The 25,891-nt window shown below is 70.7% G+C and carries 23 protein-coding genes; 8 read left to right on the top strand and 15 right to left on the bottom strand.

Annotated features, from left to right (window positions below):
* Positions 1 to 287: 287 nt before the first annotated feature.
* Positions 288 to 1,535: an efflux RND transporter periplasmic adaptor subunit gene (locus tag ACHWVH_RS02365; protein ID WP_295924491.1), complete on the bottom strand. Its 1,248-nt coding sequence runs from the start codon at positions 1,533 to 1,535 to the stop codon at positions 288 to 290.
* Positions 1,536 to 1,785: 250 nt separating this feature from the next.
* Here ACHWVH_RS02365 and ACHWVH_RS02370 point away from each other — a divergent pair, with 250 nt between their 5' ends.
* The 5 genes from ACHWVH_RS02370 to ACHWVH_RS02390 all read left to right on the top strand — a co-directional run bounded on the left by ACHWVH_RS02370 (position 1,786) and on the right by ACHWVH_RS02390 (position 7,223).
* Positions 1,786 to 2,688 (top strand): ABC transporter ATP-binding protein, encoded by a 903-nt coding sequence (locus ACHWVH_RS02370; RefSeq protein WP_394686597.1) that lies wholly within the window; start codon positions 1,786 to 1,788, stop codon positions 2,686 to 2,688.
* Complete coding sequence (locus ACHWVH_RS02375; RefSeq protein WP_394686598.1) at positions 2,685 to 3,470, top strand: ABC transporter permease; 786 nt, start codon at positions 2,685 to 2,687, stop codon at positions 3,468 to 3,470. Before ACHWVH_RS02370 ends, ACHWVH_RS02375 begins: the two co-directional genes overlap by 4 nt.
* Before the next feature lie 100 nt (positions 3,471 to 3,570).
* Positions 3,571 to 4,770, top strand: a complete 1,200-nt coding sequence (locus ACHWVH_RS02380) for a sensor histidine kinase (protein WP_284467916.1) — start codon at positions 3,571 to 3,573, stop codon at positions 4,768 to 4,770.
* Between the two features lie 52 nt (positions 4,771 to 4,822).
* Positions 4,823 to 5,425, top strand: a complete 603-nt coding sequence (locus tag ACHWVH_RS02385; RefSeq protein ID WP_026143841.1) for a response regulator transcription factor — start codon at positions 4,823 to 4,825, stop codon at positions 5,423 to 5,425.
* Positions 5,426 to 5,528: 103 nt separating this feature from the next.
* Positions 5,529 to 7,223, top strand: a complete 1,695-nt coding sequence (locus tag ACHWVH_RS02390; protein ID WP_394686599.1) for a diguanylate cyclase — start codon at positions 5,529 to 5,531, stop codon at positions 7,221 to 7,223.
* A gap of 89 nt (positions 7,224 to 7,312) precedes the next feature.
* On the opposite strand, the gene fhuE is transcribed toward ACHWVH_RS02390, so the two are convergent.
* The 3 genes from fhuE to ACHWVH_RS02405 all read right to left on the bottom strand — a co-directional run bounded on the left by fhuE (position 7,313) and on the right by ACHWVH_RS02405 (position 11,525).
* On the bottom strand, positions 7,313 to 9,478 hold the full coding sequence (fhuE, locus tag ACHWVH_RS02395) for a ferric-rhodotorulic acid/ferric-coprogen receptor FhuE (protein WP_394686600.1): 2,166 nt from the start codon (positions 9,476 to 9,478) through the stop codon (positions 7,313 to 7,315).
* Positions 9,479 to 9,861: 383 nt separating this feature from the next.
* Positions 9,862 to 10,431 (bottom strand): cytochrome b, encoded by a 570-nt coding sequence (locus ACHWVH_RS02400; protein WP_394686601.1) that lies wholly within the window; start codon positions 10,429 to 10,431, stop codon positions 9,862 to 9,864.
* A complete protein-coding gene (locus tag ACHWVH_RS02405) occupies positions 10,428 to 11,525 on the bottom strand; it encodes a catalase family peroxidase (protein ID WP_295924504.1) in 1,098 nt (365 codons plus the stop codon). The genes ACHWVH_RS02400 and ACHWVH_RS02405 overlap by 4 nt, the downstream gene beginning before the upstream one ends.
* Positions 11,526 to 11,736: 211 nt before the next feature.
* On the opposite strand from ACHWVH_RS02405, the gene ACHWVH_RS02410 reads away from it, so the two are divergent.
* Positions 11,737 to 12,687 carry a calcium/sodium antiporter gene (locus ACHWVH_RS02410; protein ID WP_267103558.1) on the top strand — a complete coding sequence of 317 codons (951 nt, stop codon included), beginning with the start codon at positions 11,737 to 11,739 and terminating at the stop codon, positions 12,685 to 12,687.
* Between the two features lie 64 nt (positions 12,688 to 12,751).
* Here ACHWVH_RS02410 and ACHWVH_RS02415 read toward each other — a convergent pair whose 3' ends face one another.
* From ACHWVH_RS02415 to ACHWVH_RS02440, 6 genes are read right to left on the bottom strand one after another with little or no spacing between them, the layout of a single operon-like run.
* On the bottom strand, positions 12,752 to 13,123 hold the full coding sequence (locus tag ACHWVH_RS02415; RefSeq protein WP_017908202.1) for a Na+/H+ antiporter subunit G: 372 nt from the start codon (positions 13,121 to 13,123) through the stop codon (positions 12,752 to 12,754).
* Positions 13,120 to 13,404, bottom strand: a complete 285-nt coding sequence (locus ACHWVH_RS02420; RefSeq protein ID WP_017908201.1) for a K+/H+ antiporter subunit F — start codon at positions 13,402 to 13,404, stop codon at positions 13,120 to 13,122. The genes ACHWVH_RS02415 and ACHWVH_RS02420 overlap by 4 nt, the downstream gene beginning before the upstream one ends.
* On the bottom strand, positions 13,401 to 13,904 hold the full coding sequence (locus ACHWVH_RS02425; protein ID WP_010341382.1) for a Na+/H+ antiporter subunit E: 504 nt from the start codon (positions 13,902 to 13,904) through the stop codon (positions 13,401 to 13,403). Before ACHWVH_RS02425 ends, ACHWVH_RS02420 begins: the two co-directional genes overlap by 4 nt.
* A gap of 1 nt (position 13,905) precedes the next feature.
* Positions 13,906 to 15,468: a monovalent cation/H+ antiporter subunit D gene (locus tag ACHWVH_RS02430; protein ID WP_267106403.1), complete on the bottom strand. Its 1,563-nt coding sequence runs from the start codon at positions 15,466 to 15,468 to the stop codon at positions 13,906 to 13,908.
* Positions 15,465 to 15,830 (bottom strand): Na+/H+ antiporter subunit C, encoded by a 366-nt coding sequence (locus ACHWVH_RS02435; protein WP_017908199.1) that lies wholly within the window; start codon positions 15,828 to 15,830, stop codon positions 15,465 to 15,467. Before ACHWVH_RS02435 ends, ACHWVH_RS02430 begins: the two co-directional genes overlap by 4 nt.
* A complete protein-coding gene (locus tag ACHWVH_RS02440; protein ID WP_394686602.1) occupies positions 15,830 to 18,661 on the bottom strand; it encodes a monovalent cation/H+ antiporter subunit A in 2,832 nt (943 codons plus the stop codon). Before ACHWVH_RS02440 ends, ACHWVH_RS02435 begins: the two co-directional genes overlap by 1 nt.
* Before the next feature lie 447 nt (positions 18,662 to 19,108).
* Between ACHWVH_RS02440 and ACHWVH_RS02445 the strand changes: the two genes are divergently transcribed.
* A complete protein-coding gene (locus tag ACHWVH_RS02445) occupies positions 19,109 to 20,044 on the top strand; it encodes an NAD(P)-dependent oxidoreductase (protein WP_295910041.1) in 936 nt (311 codons plus the stop codon).
* 115 nt (positions 20,045 to 20,159) lie between these two features.
* On the opposite strand, the gene ACHWVH_RS02450 is transcribed toward ACHWVH_RS02445, so the two are convergent.
* The 5 genes from ACHWVH_RS02450 to ACHWVH_RS02470 all read right to left on the bottom strand — a co-directional run bounded on the left by ACHWVH_RS02450 (position 20,160) and on the right by ACHWVH_RS02470 (position 25,407).
* Positions 20,160 to 20,642, bottom strand: a complete 483-nt coding sequence (locus ACHWVH_RS02450; protein ID WP_152236627.1) for a DUF962 domain-containing protein — start codon at positions 20,640 to 20,642, stop codon at positions 20,160 to 20,162.
* A 464-nt stretch (positions 20,643 to 21,106) separates the two neighbouring features.
* The gene (locus tag ACHWVH_RS02455) at positions 21,107 to 22,978 is read right to left on the bottom strand and encodes a peptidoglycan-binding protein (RefSeq protein WP_394686603.1); all 1,872 of its coding nucleotides are present in this window, start codon (positions 22,976 to 22,978) and stop codon (positions 21,107 to 21,109) included.
* Positions 22,979 to 23,029: 51 nt separating this feature from the next.
* Positions 23,030 to 23,518 (bottom strand): hypothetical protein, encoded by a 489-nt coding sequence (locus ACHWVH_RS02460; protein ID WP_394686604.1) that lies wholly within the window; start codon positions 23,516 to 23,518, stop codon positions 23,030 to 23,032.
* A 309-nt stretch (positions 23,519 to 23,827) separates the two neighbouring features.
* A complete protein-coding gene (locus ACHWVH_RS02465; protein WP_394686605.1) occupies positions 23,828 to 24,310 on the bottom strand; it encodes a hypothetical protein in 483 nt (160 codons plus the stop codon).
* A gap of 170 nt (positions 24,311 to 24,480) precedes the next feature.
* A complete protein-coding gene (locus ACHWVH_RS02470; protein WP_394686606.1) occupies positions 24,481 to 25,407 on the bottom strand; it encodes a phosphoribosylaminoimidazolesuccinocarboxamide synthase in 927 nt (308 codons plus the stop codon).
* A gap of 142 nt (positions 25,408 to 25,549) precedes the next feature.
* Between ACHWVH_RS02470 and ACHWVH_RS02475 the strand changes: the two genes are divergently transcribed.
* Complete coding sequence (locus ACHWVH_RS02475) at positions 25,550 to 25,882, top strand: DnaJ family molecular chaperone (protein ID WP_010341396.1); 333 nt, start codon at positions 25,550 to 25,552, stop codon at positions 25,880 to 25,882.
* Positions 25,883 to 25,891: the final 9 nt, after the last annotated feature.

The raw sequence follows: 25,891 nt of genomic DNA on the forward strand, positions 1-25,891 counted from the left end.
TCCGGGTCCGCGGATGCACCGGGGATTCGCGGAAGGGGCATCCTGCCCCTGCCGCGAACGGCGTACATCCATGTACGCCGCCCTTCGGGTTTTTCCCCGGTCCATCCGCCGCTGCGGAAGGGAACCCTGTAGAGCAAAAGCAACCGCAACAGCGGTAAAGCACAGCAACAGCAACAACTGGAGCTTGATCGATTCGGCTGCGGCAGGCGCAGCTGAAACTGACCTACATCGGAAAGCTGCGACGTCGAGGCGCTGGTGCAGTGCGCAGCGCGTGCTTGTTTGTTGCGCTACTGCGCAGCGGCCTCCGCCGTCTTCACCTGCATGCCGGCACGCAAGGCCTCTGGCGGATCCAGCACCACCGTGTCGCCGGCGGCCAGGCCGGACAGCACCTGGCGGTCGTCGCCCAGGGCGATGCCGGTCTTCAGCGCGCGCTGCTCGACCGTGTTGTCCTCCTTGACCGCGAACGCCACGTCCTGGCCGGCGCGCTTGACGATCGCCGCGCCCGGCACCCGCACGCCCTGCGGCGTGTGCTGCGTCTGCGGTTGCGGCGCCTCCAGGAAACTGACCCGCACGCCCATCTCCGGCACGATCCGCGCGTCCTTCTGCTTCAGCGCCACGCGCACCTTCACCGTCGCCTTGCCGCGGTCGGCGGAGGGGATGATCGCGATCACCTCGGCCGGGATCTTCCAGTCCGGATACGCGTTGAGCGTGGCCTCCACCGGCATGCCCGGCTTGACCCGGCCGATGTAGGACTCGCCCACCTCGACCTCGATCTCCAGCGAATCCATGTCGACGATGGTGCCGATGCCGGTGCGGGTGAAGCCGCCGCCGGCCGACAGCGGCGAGACGATCTCGCCCGGCTGCGCCGCCTTGGCGGTGACCACGCCGGAGAACGGCGCACGCACGATGGTGTTGTCCACGTTGAGATCGGAGATCGACAATTGGTTGCCGGCCACCGCCACGTTGCGCTGCGCATTCTGCAACTGCGCACGCAGGGCATCGCGCTGCGCCACCGCCTGCTCGTACTGCGAGCGCGAGACCAGTTGCTGGCCGGCCAGGGTCTGCAGCCGCTGCGCGTCGGCATCGGCTTGGCGCACCTGCGCCTGCATGTTGGCGACCAGGCTGCGCGCCGCCTCCAGCTGCGAGGCCGACAGCACCCGTTGCGCGTTGGCGTCGATCGGATCCAGCGTCGCCATCACCTGGCCTTCCTCCACGCGCATGCCTTCCTCGATGCGCACCTCGCGGACCTTGCCGGTGATCTTGGCCGAGACCGTGGCCATGCGCCGCGCCACCACGTAGCCGCTGGCGTCCAGCACCGAGGCGCTGCTGCTGCCGGGGGCGATCGCCACCACCGCAGCGGTGCGCACCTCCAGCGGCTTGCTGCGGCCGAACAGCCACCAGCCGCCGGCGCCCAGGGCGAGCAGCACCACCAGCAGCACCACGGCGATCCACAGCCCGCGCCGCGACGGCGGCTCGCTCGGCGGCGCCTTGCGGTCGATACGGAGTTCCTTGAGCAGGTCGGAGGAAGTACTCATCGTGTCCTTGAACGAAACGGTCGGCGCGCTGCAGTGTGCGAGCCACCGGCCGCTGTGGGCATGGCCGGAAGTCACTTTCTGCGATGCGCTGTAGCGGGAGAACGCCGCCCCTCGGCGTGGATCGCAGCATGCGGCAATCGTGCGGGGGCTGCCAGTGACAGATGTCATCCACTGCAGCTGACGCGCCGCACTGGGCGGCGACTCCGCCGCGGCGCAGCCTAGGCACTCCCTGCCACCACCGGAGTGTCCCATGCCCGATCACGATGCGTTGCCGCTGGCGCAGCTCAGCGGCGTCCACAAGCGCTACGGGACGCTGGTCGCGCTCGACGGCGTCGACCTGCAGCTGCGGCCCGGCCAGTTGCTGGCGCTGCTGGGCGCCAACGGCGCCGGCAAGAGCACCGCGGTGAGCCTGCTGCTCGGGCTGCAGACGCCCGACGCCGGCAGCGTGCGCCTGTGCGGGCAGGATCCGCGGGCGCTGGCCGCACGCCGCCAGGCCGGGGCGATGCTGCAGACCGCCGGGCTGCCGGACACCCTGCGCGTGGGCGAACTGCTGCTGCAGGCGCGCGGTTATTACCCGCAGCCGCGCAGCGTCGCCGACTGCGTGGCGCTGGCCGGGTTGGACGGGTTGATGGCACGCCGCTACGGCCAACTGTCCGGCGGCCAGCAGCGCCGCGTGCAATTCGCGATGGCGATCTGCGGGCGGCCGCGGGTGCTGTTCCTGGACGAGCCCAGCACCGGCCTGGACATCGAGGCGCGGCAGGGCCTGTGGCGGGCGATCCGCGAGCTGGTCGCCGACGGCTGCGCGGTGCTGCTGACCACGCACTATCTGGAAGAGGCCGAGGCGCTGGCCGACCGGGTGGCGGTGCTGCAGCGCGGCACGCTGATCGCCGAGGGCAGCGTCGCCGAACTGCGTGCGCGCTTCGAACAATGCACCATCCGCTGCCGCAGCGCGCTGCCGGCGGCGCAGGTGGCGCAGTGGCCGCAGGTGCGTCGCGCCGAGAGTCGCGACGGGGTGCTGGAGGTGGTCGCCGAGCCGGCCGAGCCGGTGGTGGCGCGGCTGCTCGCCAGCGATCCGGCGCTGACGGCGCTGGAAGTGCGCCGTGCCGGCCTCGCCGACGCCTTTCTCGCCATCACCCGTGCGGAGGCCGCATGAATCCGATCGATCTGTCCGTTGCTTCCCCGGCGGCCGCCTGGTCGTTGCGCGACCAGAGCGCCCTGCTGCTGCGCGAGATCCGCTACGAGGTGCTGCGCTGGCTGCGCATGCCGTCGTTCGCCTTGCCGACGCTGCTGTTCCCGCCGTTGTTCTACCTGCTGTTCGGGGTGCTGCTCAATCATGGGCGCCACGACGCGGCGGTGTACCTGATGGCCAGCTACAGCGTGTTCGGGGTGATGGCGCCGGCCCTGTTCGGGTTCGGCGTAGGCCTGGCCCTGGACCGCGATCGCGGCCTGCTCGCGCTGAAGCGGGCGATGCCGGTGCCGCCGCTGGCCCTGCTGCTGGCGCGCACCGCGCTGGCGATGGCCTTCGCGCTGGCGATCGGCATATTGCTGCAGGCGCTGGCCGCGCTGCTCGGCGGGGTGATGCTGACGCCGGCGCAGCGGATCGGGCTGCTGCTGGTGGACGTGCTGGGCACGCTGCCGTTCTGCGCGATCGGTCTGGCGCTGGGCGCCTATGCCGGCGGCAGCGGCGCACCGGCGCTGGTCAACCTGATCTACCTGCCGATGGCGTTCCTGTCGGGGCTGTGGATCCCGCTGCAGCTGCTGCCGGCGTGGCTGACCACGCTGGCGCCGCTGTGGCCGTCCTATCACCTGGGCCAGCTGGCGCTGCGCGTGGTCGGGCAGGGCGACGGCCACGGCAGTGCCGGCCATGTCATCGCGCTGCTGGCGGTGACGGTGGTGTTCTACGCACTGGCGCAGCGGCGCCTGCGTCGCGGCTGATGGTGCGCCGTGCCGATCCCGGCGTCGCCGCGCGGTTTCGCGCGCCGGTGCCTTCGCTAAGCTATGCGCTGCGGCGGCCGTGCCGCCCTGGGAGCCCGACGTGATCGCCTTGCTGCACGCCTCGCCCGACTCGCTGATCGCCCGCCGCATCGGCTGGAGCTCGGCCAAGTCCAGCACCCACTGGTTCGTGTGGCTGTCGCTGGTGTGGTCGATCTGGCTGTTCGTCACTCCGCTCTACGAACCGTACTACTTCCGCAACTGGTTCCCGCCGACGCTGGCCAGCTATCTGATGTTCCTGGCCTTGTACTACGTGGCCTACTACCGCCACCGGCGCTACCTGCCCTGGTGCGTGGCCGGCATGGCGGCGCTGGCGTTCGTGGTGCTGCCGTACAACCCCGGCGCGCAGTGCTACATCATCTATGCCTGCGCCTTCCTGGCGTTCTGCTTCGAGCCGAAGCGGGCGGTGGCGGCGATGCTGCTGGTGCTGGCCTCGTTCGCATTGGCCTGGACGATGCGCGGCTGGTCGCCGCTGTACATGGTCAGCGCGATGGTGGTCGGCCTGTCGGTGGGGCTGATGAACATCAGCTTCGAGCGCCGTGCGCGCGGCGAGGCGCAGCTGCGCCTGAGCCACGAGGAAGTGCGGCGCCTGGCGGCGGTGGCCGAGCGCGAGCGCATCGGTCGCGACCTGCACGACCTGCTCGGCCACACGTTGTCGCTGGTGGCGCTGAAGTCGGACCTGGCCACGCGCCTGCTCGCGCACGACGCCGCCGCGGCGCAGCGCGAGATGGAGGAAGTGGGCCAGGTCGCACGCGAGGCGCTGGGCCAGGTGCGGCGTGCGGTCAGCGGCATCCGCGCGGCGCAGCTGGCGGCGGAGATCGCCTCGGCCAAGCTGCTGCTGGAGTCGTCGGGGGTGACCTTCCGCTACCAGGTCGAGGCCTTGCCGCCGTGCCCACAGCTGGAGACGGTGTTCGCGCTGGTGCTGCGCGAGGCCGCCACCAACATCCAGCGCCACGCGCGTGCCAGCCACGCGCAGTTGCGGCTGTGGTGCGAGCGCGGCCAGGCCCTGCTGGAACTGCGCGACGACGGCCGTGGCGGCGCGCTGCAGCCGGGCACCGGGCTGAGCAGCATGCGCGAGCGGCTGGAGGCGGTGGGCGGCAGCCTGCGCATCGCCTCCGAGCGCGGCCTGGGCACCTGCCTGGTCGCCGCCGCGCCGTTGCCGCGGGTCGAGGCGGCGATGGCGGATGCCGCGCCGGCGGCGCGGATGCAGTCCCCGGTGGACCAGGACGCCGCGCTCGGCTGAGCGCCGGCCCGGCCCGGGCACTACAATGGGCCGACAAGGACCGGGGGGTGCCGTGATTCGTTTAGTGCTGGCGGAGGACCAGGCAATGGTGCGCGGTGCGCTGGGCGCACTGCTGGGCCTGGAAGCGGATCTCGACCTGGTCGCCAGCGCGGCCGACGGCGAAGCCGCCTGGCGCGCGCTGCAGGCGCATGCGCCGGACCTGCTGGTCACCGACATCGAGATGCCCGGCCTCAGCGGCCTGGAGCTGGCCCAGCGCATCCAGCGCCAGCAACTGCCGGTGCGCGTCATCATCGTCACCACTTTCGCCCGCCCCGGCTTCCTGCGCCGCGCCCTGGACGCCGGGGTCGGCGGCTACCTGCTCAAGGATGCGCCGCCGCAGCGGCTGATCGAGGCGATCCGCCAGGTGCACCGCGGCGGCCGCGCGATCGACCCGGAACTGGCGCTGGAAGCCTGGTCCGAGGCCGACCCGCTCAACGACCGCGAGCGCCAGGTGCTGCGCCTGGCCGGCGAGGGCGCCTCGGCGGGCGACATCGCCACGCAGTTGGGGCTGTCGTCGGGCACGGTGCGCAACTACCTGTCCGAGGCGATCGGCAAGCTCGGGGTCGGCAACCGCATCGAGGCGGCGCGGCTGGCGCGGCAGAAGGGCTGGCTGTGACGCGGCGCGCGGTTCGGCCTGAAACTTGCTTGGCTCCCTGCGCTTGACTGCGCGGCGCAGTGCAGGGCGCGCGCGGCCTTCCTTCCTCCCATTGGCCGACGCCATGCCCTCCACCACGATCAACCGCTATGGCGTGCCGCTGGCCCTGCTGCTGCTGTTGGGCATCAGTGGCGGCGTGCTGGTGGGCAGCGAGCGCTTTCTCGCCGATGCGGCCGCGGTGCAGCGCAGCCACCGGGTCATTGCCGAAATCAACGGCCTGCAGCTCAACCTCGCCGACTGCGATGCTTCGTTACGCGGCTTCCTGCTGCTGGGCAGCCGCGAGCATCTGGCCGACTTCCGCGGCTGCCAGCAGACGCTGCCGGCGCGGCTGGAGCAGCTGGCAGCACTGGTACGGCACGACCCCGCCCAGCAGCAGCGCCTGCGCCTGGTGCAGGCGCAGGTGCAGACGCGCATGCGCGACAGCGCGCGGGCCGTGGCCCGTTTCGAGCGCGGCGGCGGCCCGGGCATGCTCAGGCCGGACCCGGAGCGTGCGCGCCAGGGCCGCGTGCTGTCGCAGGCGATCCGGCGCAACACCGACAGCCTGGTGCGCAGCGAGCGCGCGGCGCTGGCCAGCAGCGCCCGCTCCACCGCCGCCAACGCCGACCTGCTGCGCCGGCTGGCGGTGATCGGCATCCCCACGGTGTGTGCGCTGACCCTGGGCCTGTACCTGCTGCTGCGCCGCGAGATCGGCCGCCGCAGCCAGGCCGAGCAGCGCGGTCACCATGCCAATGCGCTGCTGGTGGGCACCGTGCAGCAGATGCAGCGCACCGAACAGGATCTGCGCACGCTCAACCGCTGCAGCCGCGGACTGCAGAGCTGCGTGCAGCAGGACGAGGCGGTGGAGGTCGCGCGGCAGGCGCTGGAGCGCCTGCTCGGCGATGCCGGCTGCAGCGTGTACTGCACCGACGCGGCGGGCGAGCAGGCGGTCTGTGTCGCGCACTGGGGCGAGGATGCGGTGTGCGCGCCGTCGCTGTCGCTGAGCGGCTGCGAAGGCCTGCGCAGCCGCGCCACCCAGATCCAGCGGCCCGGCGCCGCGCCGGCCTGCGCGCACGCCGCCGGCGTGGCACGCCATGGCACCTGCGTGCCGATGATGGTGCAGGGCGAGCCGCTGGGGCTGATCCATCTGTCCAGCCGCGATCCGATCCTGCTCGAGCGCCTGCCCCTGGTCGAGGTGGTGGCGGAACAACTGGCGATGGCGCTGCACAACCTGCAGCTGCGCCAGCGTCTGCGCCTGCAGTCGATCCGCGATCCGCTGACCGGGCTGTACAACCGCCGCTACCTGGAAGAGTCGCTGTTGCGCGAACTGGCGCGCTGCGAGCGGCGCGACCAGCCGCTGGCGCTGATGATGCTGGACCTGGACCACTTCAAGGCGCTCAACGACCGCCTCGGCCACGCCGGCGGTGATGCCTTGCTGGCCGCGTTCGGCCAGTTGCTGGCCGGGCTGGTGCGGCCGGAGGACATCGCCTGCCGCTACGGCGGCGAGGAGTTCACGGTGATCCTGCCGGGCGCCGCCGCCGACGTGGCGCAGCGCCGCGCCGAGCAGATCCGCGCCGCGGTGGCGAACCTGCAGGTGCAGCACCAGGGTCAGGCGCTGCCGCCGGTGACCGTGTCGATCGGCGTGGCCGCCTATCCGGACCACGGCCGCAGCACCGAGGAGCTGCTGCGCTGCGCGGATGCGGCGCTGTACCGCGGCAAGCGCAGCGGCCGCAACCGGGTCGCTGCCGCTGGCGACGCACCGCTGCGCATCGCCGAGGCCTAGGCCGCCTCCATCCCGTGCATGCAGTGCTGCGGTCGCGCGCCTGCGCCCGCGGCCGTGCCAGCGTCAGCACCCGCGCGCGGCCTGCCGGCTCAGAACGACCAGCTGAAGCTCAGCGTGCCGTTGCGCGGTTCGCCCCAGGCGCCGTAGCCGTAGATCTGCGCGTAGTAACGCTTGTCCAGCAGGTTGTTGAGGTTGAGCTGCACCGAGAAGGCCGGCGACAGGCGGTAGCGCGCGAAAGCGCTGACCAGCGCGTAGCCGCTCTGCGCGAAGCGGCCGTAGGTGGCATCGACGTAGTAGATGCGGTTCTGCCAGTTGACGCCGCCGCCGACGGTCAGTTCGCCCAGGCTGCGCGGGGTGTAGCTGCTGTAGAGCTTGAGCGTGGTCTGCGGCAACTGGCTGTTGATGTCGGCGCCGGCGACGTCCTTGGCCACGTAGCGCGAGGCGCCGAAGGTGGCGTTCCAGCCCGGCGCCAGCTCGCCGTTGAGTTCCAGTTCGAAACCGCGGCTGACCGTGCCCTGCGCGGCGACATAGGCGGTTTCGGTGGTACCCTGCACGAACCCGCTGGTGGCTTGGGCGACGTTGTCCTGGTCGATGCGGAACACCGACAGTGCGGCGTTGAGGCGGTCGTCGAACCAGGCGCCCTTGATGCCGGCCTCGTAGCTCTTGCCGATCACCGGGTCCAGGTAGGCGCCGCTGGCGGTGCGCGCGGTCTGCGGCTGGAAGATGTCGGTGTAGCTGGCATAGACCGACCAGACGTCGTCGAGCGTGTACACCAGGCCGGCGTAGGGCGTGGTTTTCTCCTGGTGCAGCACGTAGCCCACCCCGCTCTCGGCACCGTCCACCTTCCAGTCGGTGTAGCGCGCGCCCACGATCAGCTTCAGCGGATCGGCCAGCGACAGCCGTGCCGCCGCATAGCCGGCCTTCTGGGTGACGGTGCCGCGGCTGAACTCGCTGAGCGGCGACCAGGCCGGTTCCGGATAGGCGCCGGTCCAGCCCAGGTAGCTCGGCAGCGGCCCGGGGAAGTCGAAGGCGCCGGTGTTCACGTAGCGGCGGCGGTTGTAGCTGAGCCCGGCCATCAATTCGTGCTCGCGCCCACCCAGCTGGAACGGGCCTTCGGCGTAGGCGTCCAGGCCGTCGACCTTGCGCCCGGTGATGTAGTAGCCCGAATACGGCACCACGCCGGCGCCGGTCTGCCGGTCGAAGCCATAGATCGTGTAGTACGGGTAGAACAGCTTGTCGGTGACGTCGGTCTGGTCGTGGGTGGCGTTGAGCCTGAGCTGCCAACCGTTGCCGAAGGCGTGCTGCAGGGTGGCGAAGGCGCGCTTGCTGGTGGTGTCCCAGAACGTCCAGTCCGCGGCCGGGTTGAACCAGCGCGGATAGTCGGTGCGGCTGCCGTCGGCGTACCACAGCGGGAAGCCGCCCCAGGTGACGCCGTCGGACTGCTTGTTCTGGTAGTCGTAGCCCACGCTCAGCTGCGTGTCCGGGGTCAGGTCGGCATCGATCACCGCATAGCCCAGCGACTTGCGCTGGCTGTAGCGCTGCACGTACGAATCGGTGTCCAGGTAGCTGCCGATCACCCGGGCGCGGACCGTGCCGCTGGCGTTGAGCGGGGTGGTGACGTCGACCGTGGAGCGCGTGCGGCCCCAGCTGCCGGCGCTGACGGTGACGCTGCCGGTGAGTTCGGCGCTGTCGGCGTGCTTGCGGATCAGGTTGACCGAGGCCGAGGGGTTGCCGGCGCCGGTGAGCAGGCCGGTGGCGCCGCGCACCACTTCCACGCGGTCGTACAGGGCCAGGTCCAGCGCCGAATCGCCGTAGCTCCAGTTCTGCACCATCGTGGTCGGGATGCCGTCGAACTGGTAGTTGTCGATGTAGAAGCCGCGCGCGTAGAACTCGAAGCGTTCGCTGTCCGAGCGCGTGCTGGACACGCCGGTGGTGTTCTCCAGCACGTCGATGATGTCGTCCAGGCCCTGATCCTCGATGCGCTGGTGGCTGATGATGCTCACCGACTGCGGGATCTCCCGCGGCGCCAGTTCGAAGCGGGTGCCGGCGCTGGTCTTGCGCACGCTGTAGCCCTCGGCGCGCTCGCCCTTGACGCTGATCTTGTCGAGGGTGGTGACGTCGCGTTCGGTGTCCTCGGCGCTGTCGGCAGCAGACGCGGCCGGTGTCGCCGCGAAGGCCGGCATGGCAGCCAGCAGGCAGGCCGCGGCCAGGGCCGAACGGCGCGGAAAACGGCGGGTGGGGGCAACACAGGACATCGCGGACTCCAAGGCAGCAGGCAGGGCCATCGCCGGCGCGGATGCGGCGCCGGACGACGATCGAGGGTGAGCTGGCTTGGCGCGCGGACTCGCAGGCCGACGTGGCGGGCTGCGGAACAACGGCACTGGCTGGCGCGACCGCGGCGCCGGATTCCCAGGGGAACGACCGGCGCGCGGGAAGAACAGGGGCGGACGAGCGCGCCCGTCCGCCGACAAGTGTAACGGCGGGCCGGGGCCGGGACCATGTCGGGAGCGACACAAACGCGTGGCGTCGCCCGGGAGGCAGGCCGCACACACTGGCCGATCGACATGCGCGTGACGGCGCTAGCGTGCGCAGCGCGGGACGCACGCGTTGCGCCCCGCGTGTCGCGTCGTCGGGTGGACTACGCCTTGTCGCGCGGCGCTGCAGGCGTCGCCGGGCCGCGCGCCATGCTCGAGAACACGCCATCGCGGCGTACCCAGGCATGGAACAGCGCCGCGCACAGGTGCGCCAGCACCGTGGCGAACAGCAGGTAGGCCAGCCAGCCGTGCGCGCTGCGCAGCCAGGCATACAGCGCCGGGCTGTGCGGCGCGATCGGCGGCAATTGCACGCCCGGCCACAGCACGATCGGGTAGCCGCCGGCCGAGAGCATCGACCAGCCCAGCAGCGGCATCGCCAGCATCAGCGCGTACAGCAGCCAGTGCGAGGCATGCGCGGCGGCCTTTTGCCAGCGCGGCAGGTCGGCCGGCAGCGGCGGCGGCCGGTGCCGCAGGCGGTTGCCCAGGCGCACCAGCACCAGCACCAGGATGGCGATCCCGAGCGGGCGGTGCAGGTTCAGCAGCCAGGGCCGCTGCGACACCGAGGCGACCATGCCCACGCCGACGAACAGCATGGTCAGGATCATCGCCGCCATCAGCCAGTGCAGGACGCGCGCGAGCAGGTTGAAGTGCGCGGAACGGTCGTCGCGGTTCATTGCGCACCTCCGTGCGGCTTACCGGTCGCATCGGGCGCCTGGCCGTGGGCGATCTCGCGCTCGCGGCGGTTGAAGGACTGCGAGTACACCGCCGAGCGCGCGGCCAGGATCGGATCGTCGGAGCCGGCGATGCCGTGCGGCAGGATCAGCGGATCGTAGTTGAGGTCGCGGCACGGCCCGGTGGCCTGCGGCTCGGCATGGTCCAGCACCAGGGTGCCGGCGACCACCTGCTGGCGGTCCTGCGGCCACGGCTGCGACGGATCGTCGACCGGGTCGCCGGGCGCGGCCACGGTCAGTACCAGATCCCAGCGTAGCGGACCGCGCGCCAGCCGCGCCTGCAGGTCTTCGCTGAGGAAGTCGGCGTCGGCCTTGGCGCGTTGCTCGGCCGACAGCGGTGCGAACGGGGTCTGCGGGCGCATCGACCAGCGCACCGCATGCGTGCTGCCGTCGGCGGCGGTGAAGCGGAACGCGTTGACGCCGTTGTACTGGGTGTTGGCCCAGCTGTTGGACCATGGTGCGGTCTTGGCCCACTCCTGGAACTTCTTCGCTTCCGGGTAGCGCTGCAGGAATGCCGCCATCTTCGCCGGGTCCGGCTTGCCGGTGGCCGGATCCGGCCGCGCGGCCAGCGTCTGCGCCATGAAGCCCTCGGTGCTGGCGACCACGAAGAACGGGAAGCTGTTCATCGCCGTGCGCCATTCCTGGCCGTCGTCGCTGCGCAACTGCAGCGCCATGCTGCGCACGCGGGCGGCGCCGTCGGCGCCGTGCGGGTCGCCGCCGCCGATCGACAGGCGGCCCAGCACCGGCACCGAGGATTGCGCGAACACCCGTGCCGAGGACAGCACGCTGCCCTGGCCGTTGCCCTCGAAATGGCCGCTGACGCACACGCCCTTGCTGTGCGCACGGCGGAAGCCCGGATGCGGCGGGCCGCCGGCTTCGATGGCGTCGGTCATGCGCTGCGCGGTCAGCCGTTGCGGGCCGCCGAGCCAGCCGGCGCTCCAGGCGAAGGCGGCGGCGAGTGCCGCGGCGATCGCGGCGATGCCGGCCAGCGCCAGCCAGGGCCGCCGCGGCGGCGGCGTGGGATCGGGACGGGACATGGGCGGCTCCTGTGGCGAAGGCGAGGGGAGGGACGCGGTCGGGCGCGCGGCAGGCGCTAGCAGACACGGTCGGGCATGAACGCAGTGCAGTGGCGGCGGGTTGTGCGCGGGACTGGCCGCCGCAGCGTGCCATGGCCGGGCAGGCACGACCACGGCGGCGTCATCGGCGCTGCGCATAGAATCGCCGCATCTTGCGGGCAGGGAGTCGGCGATGGCCGGTGCGATCGGATTGGTGCTGTTGGGGCTGGCGTTCCTGGCGCTGGGCGGGGACTCGATCGTGAAGGCGGCCTCCGGCCTGGCGCAGCGCTGCGGCGCCTCGCCGTTCGTGGCCGGCTTGCTGCTGGTGGCCTTCGGCACCTCGCTGCCGGAACTGGCGGTCAACGCGCGCGCCTACGCCGCCGGCGCGCAGGACCTGGCGTTGGGCAACGCGATCGGCAGCAACCTGGCCAATCTCGGCCTGACCCTGGGCCTGGCCGCGCTGGCGGCGCCGCTGCTGCTGCGCACGCGCCTGCTGCCGCCACTGCTGGTGCTGCTGACCCTGGCGACGCTGGCGCTGATCGGCTTCGGCCTGGATGGCGCGATCTCGCGCGCTGAGGGCGTGGCGCTGCTGCTGGCCTTCGTCGGCGTGGTCGCCTTCCTGCTGCTGCGCGCGCGGCATGAACCGGCCGCACGCCAGCTCGGCGTGTCCGGCTACGCGGTGACCCGCACCGGGCTGGTGCTGAACCTGCTGCGCCTGCTGATCGCCCTCGTGCTGTTGAACGCCGGCGCCAACCTGGTGGTGGAGCACGCCCCGCGGCTGGGTGCGGCCTGGGGCCTGTCGCCGTTGCTGGTCGGCCTGCTGCCGGTGGCGATCGGCACCGCGCTGCCGGAAGCCGCCGCCGCGGTGGCCGCCGCGCGCCGTGGCCAGGGCGACATGGTGGTCGGCCACGTGCTGGGCTCGAGCCTGTTCAACCTGCTGGTGGTGATCGGCGGCATGGCGGCGCTGCGGCCGCTGCCGTTGCCGGCCTCGTTCGTGCGCCTGGAACTGCCGGCGGCGATCGCGCTGGCAGTGGTGCTGTACCCGATGCTGCGCGGCGACATGCGCCTGAGCCGCGGCGAGGGGGCGGTGCTGCTGGTGGCGTTCCTGGCGTGGGTGGGACTGGAGTTGGCGTTGGTGGCGTGAGTGCCGAGAGTGGGGAATCGGGAATCGGGAATCGGAAAAGCCGCTCCTACGCAGACCCGCGCGCTCAGCGCTCCTCCGGCTGCTCCGGCGGCGGCAGCCCTTCCTGCTCGGCGTGGTCGCTGCCCGGCACCTGCGGGCGCTGTTCCAGCATCAGCGAAAGCGCGGCCTTGGCCATCATGTGCGCGCTGATCGGCGCGGTGATGAACAGGAACGCGGTGATCAGCAGTTCGCGCGGCTGCGGATCCTGGCCCAGGAACAGGTGGTAGCCGACCGAGGCCAGCAGCACGCAGCCCACGCCCAGGGTGCTGGCCTTGGTCGGCGCGTGCAGGCGCTTGAAGAAGTCCGACAGCTTCACCAGCCCCAGCGCGCCGACCAGGATGAAGAAGCAGCCGACGATCAGCAGCAGCGACAGCCCGACCTGCAGCACGCCGATCATTCGACGATGTCCCGGCGCAGCACGAACTTGCTCAGCACCACGGTGCTGCCGAAGCCGAGCATGGCGATGATCAGCGCCGCCTCGAAATACACCGGCGAATCCAGGTACATGCCGAACAGCATCAATTCGGCGATCGCGGTCACCGACAGCGTGTCCAGCGCCAGGATGCGGTCGGGCACGGTCGGCCCGCGCAGCAGCCGCCACAGCGCCAGCAGCATCGCCAGCGCCACCACGTGCATGCACACGACGATCGTGGTCTCGATGAACATGTGGCTGGTCATGGGAAGATCTCCATCAGCGGCGCTTCGTAGCGCGTCTTGATCTGCCGGATCACGGTCTCGGCATCGTCCAGGTGCAGCACGTGCACCAGCAGGTACTTGCGGTCGTCCGACAGCGCCGCCGACACCGTGCCCGGGGTCAGGGTGATCATGCTGGTCAGCGCGGCGATGCCGTGGATGTTGGCGATGTCCAGCGGCACCCAGATGAAGCCGGGGTGGATGCGTTTTTCCGGACCGAGCACCTGCAGCGCCACCACCACGTTGGAGCGCACGATGTCCCAGGCCGCCACGCACAGCATCTTCGGCACCGGGCGCAGCGAGCCGATGCGCGCGAACTCGCGGTCCAGGCGCGCGGCGAACAGCGGCACCGCCACGCCCAGCACCGCGCCCAGCAGCACCTGGCCGAGACTGAAGCTGTCGCTCATCAGCAGCCAGAACGCGGTGACCGTCAGGCTCAGCGGCCAGGACGGGAACAGACGGCGCGACCAGGGACGGGCGGACATGTCAGGGCTCCCGCAGGATCGGCGCGGTGCCGCGCAGCTGGGTGGTGTAGTCGGCCGGGTGCAGCAGTTGTGCGGCGGCGGCCTCGCTGTAGCGCAGCAGCGGCCCGGCCGCCACGGTCATCGCCACGCCGTAGCCGAGCAGCAGCACGGTGGCGGCGGTTTCCAGCGGCCGTGCCGGCGCCTTGCGCGGCGCCGGGCGCGGCAATTCCACGGTGCCGTCCTCGGCCGTGTCCTGGTCGCCGGGCACGCGCCAGAACAGGCGCACGCCGCCGCGGGTCAGGCCCATGATCACCATCAGGCTGCTGAGCAGCACCGCGGCCCACACCGGCGCGGTCAGCCCGCCCGGCGTCGCGCTCAGGATCGCCACCTTGGCCAGGAAGCCGGACAGCGGCGGCAGCCCGGCCACCGAGATCGCCGCGATCAGGAACAGCACGCCGGGCACGGTCTTGCCCGGCAGCGGCGCGATGATCTCCTTGCGGTCGCTGGCGCCGCCGCGGCGACGCCGGATCAGGTCGGCGATCATGAACAGCGCCGCGGCGACGAAGCTGCTGTGCGCCAGGTAATACAACCCGGCGCCGAGCGTGCCGGCTGAGTCCAGCGCGAAGGCCACGAACAGCGTCGCCGCCGACACGATCACCAGGTAGCCGATCAGCACCCGCAGGCGCACCGCCGCCAGCACGCCCAGTGCGGCCAGCAGCAGCGTCGCCAGGCCCAGCCACAGCAGCCAGTCGCGGCCGTAACCGTCCAGCGCCTGCGCCTGGCTGCCGAGGATCAGCGTGCTCACCCGCAGCACCGCGTACAGGCCGACCTTGGTCATGATCACGAACAGCGCCGCCACCGCCGCCGGCGCGCGCGCATAGGTTTCCGGCAGCCACAGGTACAGCGGCAGCAGCGCGGCCTTGGCGCAGAACACCAGCAGCAACAGGCCGAACGCGGCCTTGATCAGCGCCACGTTCTGCGGCGGCGCCTGCGCCACGCGCTGCGACAGCTCGGCCATGTTCAACGAACCGAGCAGCGCGTACAGCAGGCCCAGCGCGATCAGGAACACGGTGGAGGAGGTGACGTTGAACACCACGTAGTGGAAGCCCACGCGCAGGCGCAGGCTGCGCCCGCCGCTGAGCAGCAGGCCGTAGGAGGCGATCAGCATCACCTCGAAGAACACGAACAGGTTGAACACGTCGCCGGTCAGGAACGCGCCGTTGAGGCCGACCAGCTGGAACTGGAACAGCGCATGGAAATGCGGCGCACGCCGGTCCCAGCCGGCGCAGGCGTGCAGCAGGCAGGCGCCGGCGAGCAGGGTGGTGGTCGCCAGCATCCATGCCGACAGGCGATCGGCCATCAGCACGATGCCCAGCCGCGAGGGCCAGTCGCCGAGCAGGTAGGCATGGACCTGGCCGTCGCTCACCTGCACGCACAGCGCCAGCACCGCCGCGGCCAGCGCCGTCATCGCGGTCCACGCCACCGCGCGGCGCACCTTGCGGCCGTAGCGGCGGTGCTCGGCGAACAGCGACAGCGCCGCGCCGAGCAACGGGATCAGGATCGGCAGGATCAGCAGATGGGTCATGGCGCCTCCCCGTCGGCGGGATCGGGGTCCGGGCGCGCATCGACGTGGTCGCTGTGGTTGTCGCCGCGGCTGCGCATCGCCAGCACGATGCTCACCGCGGTCATCGCGAAGGCGATGACGATCGCGGTCAGCACCAGCGCCTGCGGCAGCGGATCGGCGTGCTCGGCCAGGGTCGGGGCGATGCCGTCGCGCAGCACCGGCGCCTTGCCCTGCACCAGCCGGCCGCCGGCGAAGATCAGCAGGTTGGTGGCGTAGGACAGCACGGTCATGCCCAGGATCACGTCGAAGCTGCGCGCGCGCAGCAGCAGGTACACGCCCACCGCGGTCAGCACCCCGATCGCGCTCGCCAGTGCCAGTTCCATCAGTGCATCTCCCCGGTGATGGGCGAACGCCGCGTCGGGTCGATCTGCCCGCGCTGCGAATCGCGGGTGCGCGAGGGCTTGATCGTGCCCATCATCGACAGCGTCAGCATGGTGCCGCCGAACACCACCAGATACACGCCGGTATCGAAGACCAGCGCGCTGGCCAGCGGGACCGTGCCGATCAGCGGCAACTGCAGATCCAGATGGCCGCTGGTCAGGAACGGCACCCCGAACAGCATCGAGGCCATGCCGCCGAGCGTGGCCAGCAGCAGACCCAGGCCGATGCAGCGGATGTAGTCGAAGCCGAAGCGCGACTCCACCGAGGCTGCGCCCTGGATCACGTACTGCATCAGCAGCGGCACCGCCAGCACCAGCCCGGCGATGAAGCCGCCGCCGGGCGCGTTGTGGCCGCGCAGGAACAGGAAGATCGACACGGTCAGGGTCAGCGGGAACATCAGCTGCGCCAGGTCGGCCGGCACCGGCAGCTTGATCGGCGGCCCGGGCATCACCTTCTCCGGCGCCATCCGCGCGCGCCGCAGTAGCGCATGCACCACCAGCGCGGCGATGCCGAACACGGTGATCTCGCCGAAGGTATCGAAGCCGCGGAAGTCCACCAGGATCACGTTGACCACGTTGCGGCCGTAGGCTTCGGGCAGCGCGCGCTGCAGCAGCTCGCCGGCCATCGTCGTCGCCGGCCGGGTCATCACCGAATACGCCAGCAGCGCCATGCCGCCGCCGGCGACGATCGCCAGGGCCGCATCGCGCCAGCGCCGCCAGCGCCGCGGTTCCGGCGGCGAGGCCTTGGGCAGGTAGTTCATGCCCAGCAGCATCAGCACCAGGGTCACCATCTCCACCAGCAACTGGGTCAGCGCCAGGTCCGGCGCCGACAGGAACACGAACACCAGGCTTACGCCCAGGCCGCTGCCGCCCAGCACCAGCACCGCCAGCAGCCGCTGCCGGTACAGGAACAGCGTGGACAGCGCGCAACTGACGATCAGCAGCCACAGCCCCCAACCCAGCAGCGGCATCCCCTGCGGCACCGGCCACTGCTGCCACAGCGGCGGCGCGTGCAGCAGCGGCGCGGCCACGACGACCACCGCGGCCAGCACCAGCCAGCGCAGGCTGCGCTGCAGGCGGCCGTTGGCGAGCAGGCGGGTGAAGCGTGCGGCCACGCCGAACAGGGTCTGCACGTGCCAGTGGAACACGCGCTTGCCCAGCGAGCGGCGCACCTCGGTGTACAGCGCGGTCAGCCGGCGCAGGCCGAAATACAGCGCCACGCCGCCGACCACGCCGGCGATGCTCATCGCCAGCGGTGCGTTCCAGCCATGCCACACCGCCAGGCTGTAGTCGGGCAGGGCGTCGCCGAGGATCGCGCCGGCGGCGGCGCGCAGCACCGGCGCCACGGTCAGCGCCGGCACGATGCCGACCGCCACGCACACCAGCACCAGGATATCCACCGGAATCTTCATCCAGCGCGGCGGCTCGTGCGGCATCGTGTCCAGGTCGCGCGGGCCGCGGCCGAAGAAGGTCTCATAGACGAAGCGCAGGCTGTAGGCCACGCCGAACACACCGGCCAGCAACGCCGAAGTCGCGGTGAACACCCGCATCGCGGCCGGGCCGTCGGCGCCCAGCGCCTCGGCGAAGAACATCTCCTTGGACAGGAAGCCGTTGAGCAGCGGGATGCCGGCCATCGACAGCGAGGCGGTGATCGCCAGCGCGCTGGTGATCGGCATCCAGCGGCGCAGGTTGCCGAGCCGGCGCATGTCGCGGGTGTGGGTCTCGTGGTCGATGATGCCGGCGGCCATGAACAGCGAGGCCTTGAACACCGCGTGGTTGAGGATGTGGAACACGCCGGCCACCACCGCCATCGGCGTGGACAGCCCGAACAGCATGGTGATCAGGCCCAGGTGCGAGATCGTCGAATACGCCAGCAGGCCCTTCAGGTCGTGCTGGAAGATCGCGAACCAGGCACCGGTGACCAGCGTGACCGCACCGATGCCGCTGACCGTGTAGAAGAACAGGTCGCTGCCGGCCAGCGCCGGATGCAGCCGCGCCAGCAGGAATACGCCGGCCTTCACCATCGTCGCCGAGTGCAGGTACGCCGACACCGGGGTGGGCGCGGCCATCGCGTGCGGCAGCCAGAAATGGAATGGAAACTGCGCGCTCTTGGTGAAGATGCCGAGCAGGATCAGCCCCAGCGCCCACGGATACAGCGGGCTGGCGCGGATCACGTCGCCGGCGGCGAGCACCGCGTCGAGCTGGTAGCTGCCGACGATGCGCCCCAGCAGCAGCACGCCGCCGAGCAGCGCCAGGCCACCGCCGCCGGTGATCACCAGGGCCATGCGCGCGCCGTCGCGCGCGTCCTGCCGGTGCGACCAGAAGCCGATCAGCAGGAACGAACTGATGCTGGTCAGCTCCCAGAACACCATCAGCAGCAACAGGTTGCCGGCGATCACCATGCCCAGCATCGCGCCCATGAACAGCAGCAGGCAGGCATAGAAGCGCGCCGCGTTCTCGCGTGCACTCAGGTAGTAGTGCGCGTACATCACCACCAGCGCGCCGATCGCCAGCACCAGGCCGGCGAACATCCAGGCCAGGCCGTCCAGGCGCAGCGAGAACTGCAGGCCGATCTGCGGCAGCCAGGCGTGGTCGGCACGGACGATGCCGCCGTCGAGCACCGTGGGCGTCAGCGCGCCGAGCACCGCCAGGCCCGCCAACGGCGCCAGCGCCGCGGCCCAGGCCAGGGTGGCGCGCGAGCGGTGGCGCAGGGCGACGACGGCCGCCGCCATCAGAAACGGCAAGGCCAGCAGGATGTCGAGGGCGGGGATCATGCAGGGAATACGAGATTCGCGAGCAGGAGCCCGAGTGTAACAGGCGCGTCACGGCGGTGGCCGGCGCGGGAACGGAAGGCGTGCACGGTCATGCCGACAGCGTAGCGGTGCGCAGGTGATGCGCTTGCGAGCGCGGGCGGGGCGGGGAGTGATCGAACGCTGGCGCTGCGCGATGCGCCACACGCCATGCGCGGCGCGCGCTCGCGTGTGGCGCAAGCATCGCCGTGGGTGAGCGCGTTCTGCAGCGCGTCGCGCGTCGCTCTCCATCCGGGTGCTGGTGCGTGCGGCCCGTGCCAGGTCGTCGGTGCGCTTGGCGATCGTTGGCGGCTGCGTGTGTCCGTGCCACGCGTCGCCTTGTCCGCCGCCACCGGCCGTCGCATGCCGTGCAGCGTGCGGATGCCGAGTGATTCCAGCCGCAAACGGCGACGCACGCACTATCCTGTGCCGATGACCGATTCGCTCGCCGCTGCCTCCGCTTCTCCGACGACCGTCGCGCCACCGCGCATCGCACTGGTGTTCGGCGGCAGCGGCCAGATCGGCGAGCGCCTGCTGCACCGCCTGCTGGCCGACGGGTGGGAGGTGCACGCCTACTCCCGGCAGGCGCGCGCGGCGCACCCCGGCCTGCACTGGCATGCCGGCGAACTCAGCGCGCTGCAGGCGCCACCGGTGGCGGCGGAGGTGGTGTTCAGTTGCGGGCCGCTGGACGCTTTCGCCGACTGGTATCGGCGCGCGCCCGTCGCCGCTTCGCGCGTGGTCGCCTTCGGCTCCACCAGCCTGGAGGTCAAGCGCGACTCGCTGGACGCCGCCGAACGCGACGTCGCCCGGCGCCTGCGCGAGGCCGAAGCCATCGTGTTTGCGGTGGCCGCCGAACGCGGCGCGGCGGCGACGGTGTTGCGGCCGACCCTGGTCTACGGCGCCGGCCGCGACCGCACCCTCAGCGCGATCGCGGCACTGGCGCGGCGCACCGGCTGGTTCGTGCTGCCGCGCAGCGCCAGCGGCCTGCGCCAGCCGGTGCACGTGCAGGACCTGGCCGACGCGGCGCTGGCGGTGCTGGCGCACCCGGCCACGCACGGGCGCAGCTACGCCCTCGGTGGCGGCGAGACGCTCAGCTACCGTGAGATGGTGCGGCGGGTGCTGGCCGCGCTGCGGCCGCCGGCGCGGCTGCTATCGCTGCCACATGCAGCGTTCGCGTTGGCGCTGACGCTGGCCCACGCCTGCGGCCGCCTGCAGGGCATGAACCGCGCCGCGCTGCAGCGCATGCGCGAGGACCTGGCATTCGACCTGCAACCGGCGCAGCAGGATTTCGGCTACGCGCCGCGCGCCTTCGCCCCGGATGCGGCGATGTTGGGCCTGGAGGCCGGGGACACGGCGCAGCACGGCTGACACGGCGTCGCGTCCCCGCTGGCGCGATGCGAACAGCGCGTAGGCGCGGCGGGTCGAGGAATCCCGGCAGCGCCTGCGTCCGCCTGGCGATGCGCGGTGGTGTTGCTGGCCGCGCTCAGTAGCGCCAGTGCATGCGCCGGTACAGCTTGGCCAGCACCCAGGCCGGGCCGATCAGCAGATAGGTCAGATCGGTGAGGAAGCTGGGTCGGTGGCCTTCCAGCGCATGTCCGATGAACTGCGCGATCCAGGCCACCACGAACACGCCGATCGCCAGCCACAGCAGCCCCTGCAGGCCCAGGTGCGCTTCCAGCAGCCGGCACAGGCAGCCGCAGAAGAAGAACGCCGCCAGCATGCCGTAGCCCAGCGGGCGCGACAGGCGGTTGTAATACATCCATGCCGCGAACATGCCCAGCGCCGCCCACAGCCCGCTCTGGAACCAGGTGCCGCCGACCGGGATGCACCACAGCAGGGCCACCACCGACCACAGGATCGCCGGCACCGCGACCACGTGGATGCGCTGGTTGGCGGCATTGCGGTGATCGTCGGAATAGCTGGCGAAATAGCGGTCGATCGGGCGCGCGTAGGCGGTGGTATCCATCTTCCCTCCCAGGAACCGGCCCAGCATAGCGCCATCGCCGGCGCGATGCGGAGACACCGCGCCGTGGATCCGGCAACGCAGGCAGCGATTGCCCGCAGCACGGGCGCCTTGCCCGCTTGCTGGTCGCGCCCAACGTCGTCCATGTCCTCGCCCAGCGCAGCGCAGATGAGGTCGTGCCCAGCGGAGCGACCTTTCGGAGCCTCCAGGAACGTTGGGAAATGTCCTGTGGGAGCGGCTTCAGCCGCGACGGGCTTTGCCGGGAACATCCCGTCGCTCCCACAAGGCAACGTGCATCCGGTTCGATCGTGCCGGATGCAGGGGATGAGAGGTGCTTGCTTCGTTTCGACGAACGGCGTCTGAGATGCGTTGGACGCCGCACGACCGGTCAGCGCAGGCACGCGGTGGCGTCGCCGATCGGGGGCGATCGCGCTGTCGGCACGATCGCCCCGCCACGGCTTGGCGGCTCAGGCGCGCGCCATGCTCTTGTTCGTCTCCTGCTGCTGCTCCCGCTGCACCGACTCCTGCTGCTGCGCGGACTGGCGAGCCAGTTGTGCGCTGGTCTGCTCCAGCGGCGGTGCTTGCTGCTGCAGATCCACCACCGCACGGAAGCCCGGCGTGGTCCCGGCGACGAAGGCCGTTTCACCACGCATGCTGACTTCCTTCAGCTTGTCCGGGTGGTCGATCCCGGCCTGCTTGGCCTGCAGGGTGAGGTTGGCCACGGCTTCGTTCGACAGCTTGGCGTGTTGCGGATCGGCCTGCTTGGCGGCGCGATCGGCCTCCGTGCGCATCTTGTCGTACAGCGGCGTATCCGGATGTCCCGGCTCGCCGAGCTGCGGGCCTTTCTGGGCCTGCTCGGCGGCCGCCAGCCCGGCCCGGGTATCGCGGCCGACGATGCCGTCCTGGGTGAGGCCGCGTTGTTTCTGAAAGGCAACGACCGCCTCGCGGGTATGCTCGCCGAAGCGTCCATCCTCGGCCAATGCCTTGCCTTGCGCGTCGCGCACGCCCATGCGGTTGAGCTGGCGCTGCAATGCTTCGACGTCATTGCCGCGCTCGCCCTGCTTGAGCAGGCCATCGGCCATGGCCGCACTCTTGGCGCTGTGTGTTTCTGCTGGTGCTGGGGATGTCTGCCGTGCAGGAACGTCGCCATTGCCATGCACTGGGGCACGAACCTGAAATTCCGGTTTGGGGGTCAACGCGCCGACGATGCGGGTGCTGCCTCCATCCCAGTAGCCACCCGGGCGAATCGTGACCTCTGCCGGGCCGGTGCTGCCCTGCGAGCCGATGAACTGGATGTTTCCGGCCTTGTCGTACCCCTTGAAGATGCCGATGTGCTGCCCGTTCGGCGAAGAAAACATCAGCAGATCGCCCTGGTGCAACGAGCCATTGGGTTTGCGTGCCTCCGCCGCGGAGGTGACATCGAAATGCTCGCGCGCATACGGTGTCACCTGCGCGCCATTGAAGAGCTTGGCGGTGGTGAATCCTGCGGCGTTCTCGCCCGGCACGTCGTAGCCGGCGTTCTTGAGTCCGCGCCATACGAAGGCCGAACAGTCCACGCCAAGGCGACCGTCGCCGTCGCCGTCGCGCTCCAGGCGGCTGCTGTCGCGCCCCGGCCTGGGGTGGTCCGGACGACCGTATTCGTAGCGCCGGCCCTCGTTGAAGAAGTGCTGGTACGCCTCGTTGTAGACCGCCGCGCTGGGTCTGTCGGATGCGGCGGTAGCGGGGGCAGGGCTTGCTGCGGCGGGTGCAGCAGAGGACTGCGGTTGCGCTGGGGCTTGCGCCGCGGTCCGGGCGGGTGTCTGTACCGTGACCTCGCCCGCCCGCCACCCCTCGAAGCGCCTGATGCCGTCGGCCAGCGCCTCGCGTTCGCGCTCGCTCATCTGTGCGACCGTTTTATTGCGCAGGTCCACGCCTTGGCGGTCGCCCTCCGCGAAAATGGTGGCGGCCTGTTCGCGATGATGCGTGGTGCCGCTGTAATCGGCCTTCGAGTAGCGCGGCAGCATCTGTTCGACCGTGTCGTTGCCGAAGCGGCGCTCCAGCAGCTGGATCTTGGCAGCACGGCCTGCCTCGTAGCTCTCGAAAACGGCGTTGCCCCACTGGTCGAGACCAACGACGCCGCGATACCGGTCCTGCGCCGACTCCAGTGCCTGCTCGCGTGTGCGCGGGTTGTTCACCGTCTTGTCCGCGCTGCCGGCGAACTCGAACTTGAGGTTGCCGGGATTGTTGTTGCGCCACGACACCGATCCGCCTGATCGGCTGACGGTACTTCCATCGTCCATCTCTACCGTGCGCGTGGTGCCGACGCTGCTGACGAGTCGAGTGATCTTGGGGTCCGACATACCTTGCTCTCCTTGCGATTGAACAAGCACGCGTGCTTGTGGAAACGTTGGCTACATTCCGTCCGAGAACACGTCCAGCGCGCTGGCGCTGACCCAGCCCTGGGCGCAGTTTCCGGCATAGCGACCAGGGGCAGCGACATGGCAGGCGTCGCCGTTTGCGGGGGAAGTCCACTGGATCGGACGGTCCCCATACTGCTTGCACAGCGCATTGCCCTTGCACTTCGCCACGGTGTCGGCCGGAATCGCGACGACGTAGTAGTACATGGGGTTCTGGCCGGCGCGGGCGATGCCCTGGACGCAGACGAGCTGGCCTTGCGAGAGGGTAGCCCGCGGTGTGGCATGGCTTCCCGTGGTCGGCACGGCATTCAGCGCAGGCGTACCCTTGGCGTCTGCAACGCCTGCGAAAAATCCCTGCGCGCCACAGTCTGCGGTCAGTTCGACGTCGTAGTAGTCGCCTGCGTCCAGATTGCCCGCTGTACAGTTCCGTGCCGTCTTGCCGTCTTCGCACTGCACGCCGCTCGACTGCAGCAACTGTTGCACTGGATCGTTCGACGCGGCGTCTGCAGGTGGAGCTACGGCGGGAGGCGCTTGCTTGGCGGGCGCCGGGGCGGCTGCGGCCACGTCGGCAGGGGCAGCGGATTGGCCGTTGCTGCATGCGCTCAATGCGAGTAGCAACACCGAAACGGCGGGCCACACAACGCGATTGCCAGGGCGGCGGGAAGGGCGGGATGAGCGCATCTTTACCTCACGTGGGAGCGGGTTACGGAAATGTGGCGCGGGTGGGATACAGCTTGGTGAAGGAAAAGAGGACTGAGAGAGTGCCCGTGCCGTGTGGCCAGAGTGCGCTGATTACAGCGCCTGATCGTCCACTTTCACCAGTGTCCAGCACGGCTTCTGCGTGAACTGGTAGACCTGTTGATCACTGGTATCGGGGGTGCGCACCATGACCTGCCTGCCCTGGGCGTTCTGCGTCACCACGACTTCGCGCCCACCCTTGCGGGCGGCCTCCAGATTGGGAATCACCGGCCATTCGACTTCGGCCAGCGGCACATTGCGGGTGACCGGTGCCGGCTCCGGCTGCGCGTCCGAGTCGAGGTGGATCATCGTCAACGGGTCGGCGGTGGCCTTTTCCTGGACTGCGATGTCGGCGCTGAAGCGCTTGAGGAAAGCGTCGAAATCGACATCCTGGCAGCGCGGCGCTGCTGCGGCTGCAGGGGCCGATGGCGTCGCTGGCGCCATTGCAGCAGGCGCGGAGCCGGTGGAGGGCCCGTTGCAGGCGAGCAGGGTGGCGGCAAGGGCCAGTGAAGTCAGAATGGGGCGTGCACTAGCCAACGGATCCTCCTGATCAAGTCGCACGCACGAGCGCTCGCGCGGCTGCCGGAGTCTAGCCGGCCAGGATGCTCCAGGTCGTGAAGCGGCGGGCATGGCGGTCGGTGCCCGCAAGGTGGCCGCCTTCCGCGACCACCCGTGACGCGCCGGGCATCCGGCGCGCTGCCCCGCACTCAGTCGACCGAAATCCCCGCCAGCCGCTGCAGCGCTTCGGCGTACTTGGCGCGGGTGCGGTCGATCACCTCCTGCGGCAGGCGCGGACCGGGCGCGGCCTTGCCCCAGTCCAGCGTCTCCAGGTAGTCGCGCACGAACTGCTTGTCGTAGCTCGGCGGGCTGGTCCCGACTTCGTACTGCTCGGCCGGCCAGTAGCGCGAGGAGTCCGGGGTCAGCATCTCGTCCATGATGTACAGGCGCCCGTCGGCGTCGGTGCCGAACTCGAACTTGGTGTCGGCCAGCAGGATGCCGCGTTCGGCGGCGAAGTCGGCGGCGAAGCGGTAGATGCGCAGGGTGGCGTCGCGCACGCGCTCGGCCAGTTCCGCGCCCACGGTCTTGACCATGGCGTCGAAGTCGATGTTCTCGTCGTGGTCGCCGACGGCGGCCTTGGTCGACGGGGTGAAGATCGGTTCGGCCAGCTTCTCGGCCTGGCGCAGGCCGTCGGGCAGTTCGATGCCGCTGACCTTGCCGGTGCGCTGGTAGTCCTTCCAGCCGCTGCCGATCAGGTAGCCGCGGGCGATGGCCTCCACCGGCACCGGCTTGAGCTTGCGGGTCACCACCGCGCGCTTGGCGTACAGGGCCTTGTCCACGCCCTCGGGCAGCACCGCGGCCACGTCGATGCCGGTGAGGTGGTTGGGCATCAGGTGCTCGGTCTTCTTGAACCAGAAGTTGGAGACCTGGCACAGCATCTCGCCCTTGCCCGGGATCGGGTCGGGCAGCACCACGTCGAAGGCGGAGAGACGGTCGGTGGCGACCATCAGCAGGTAGTCGCCGGGCGGCGCGTCGGCCGGCAGGCGCTCGCGGGGAATATCGAACACGTCGCGGACTTTGCCGCGGTGGCGCAAGGGCAGGCCGGGCAGATCGGATTGCAACAGCGTGGTGGACACAGGCACTCCTACGGACTTCGCAATGGCGACCGTCCCGGGACCCGGCGGGCCCGCGGCGGACGGCGGGCCGCGTAGTGTACGGCCGGAATGCCCCGCTGTGCCGTAAAATGGCCGGCCCTGACGCCGCGCCCGCCCTTGCCCCATGCCCTGGTACGGAAAACTGCTCGGCGCCATCGCCGGGGCCCTGCTGCTGCGGCCCACGCCGGTGCTGGGCGCGTTGATCGGGCTGCTGATCGGGCACGCCTTCGACGCCGACTGGTTCAAGCTGTCCCAGCGCGAGGATCCCTACCGGGAACTGGGCCTGACCCGCGACGCCACCGACGCCGAGATCGAATTGGCCTATCGCCGGCTGATGTCCCAGTACCACCCCGACAAGGTCGCCAGCGCCAGCCCCGAGTTGCGCGCCCGCGCCGAGAAGAAGGCCAGCCAGCTCAACACCGCCTACGACCGTATCCGCACCCTGCGCAAGCGCTGAGATCCCGCC

This window comes from uncultured Xanthomonas sp. (assembly GCF_964278005.1).
Taxonomy (GTDB): Bacteria; Pseudomonadota; Gammaproteobacteria; order Xanthomonadales; family Xanthomonadaceae; genus Xanthomonas_A; species Xanthomonas_A sontii.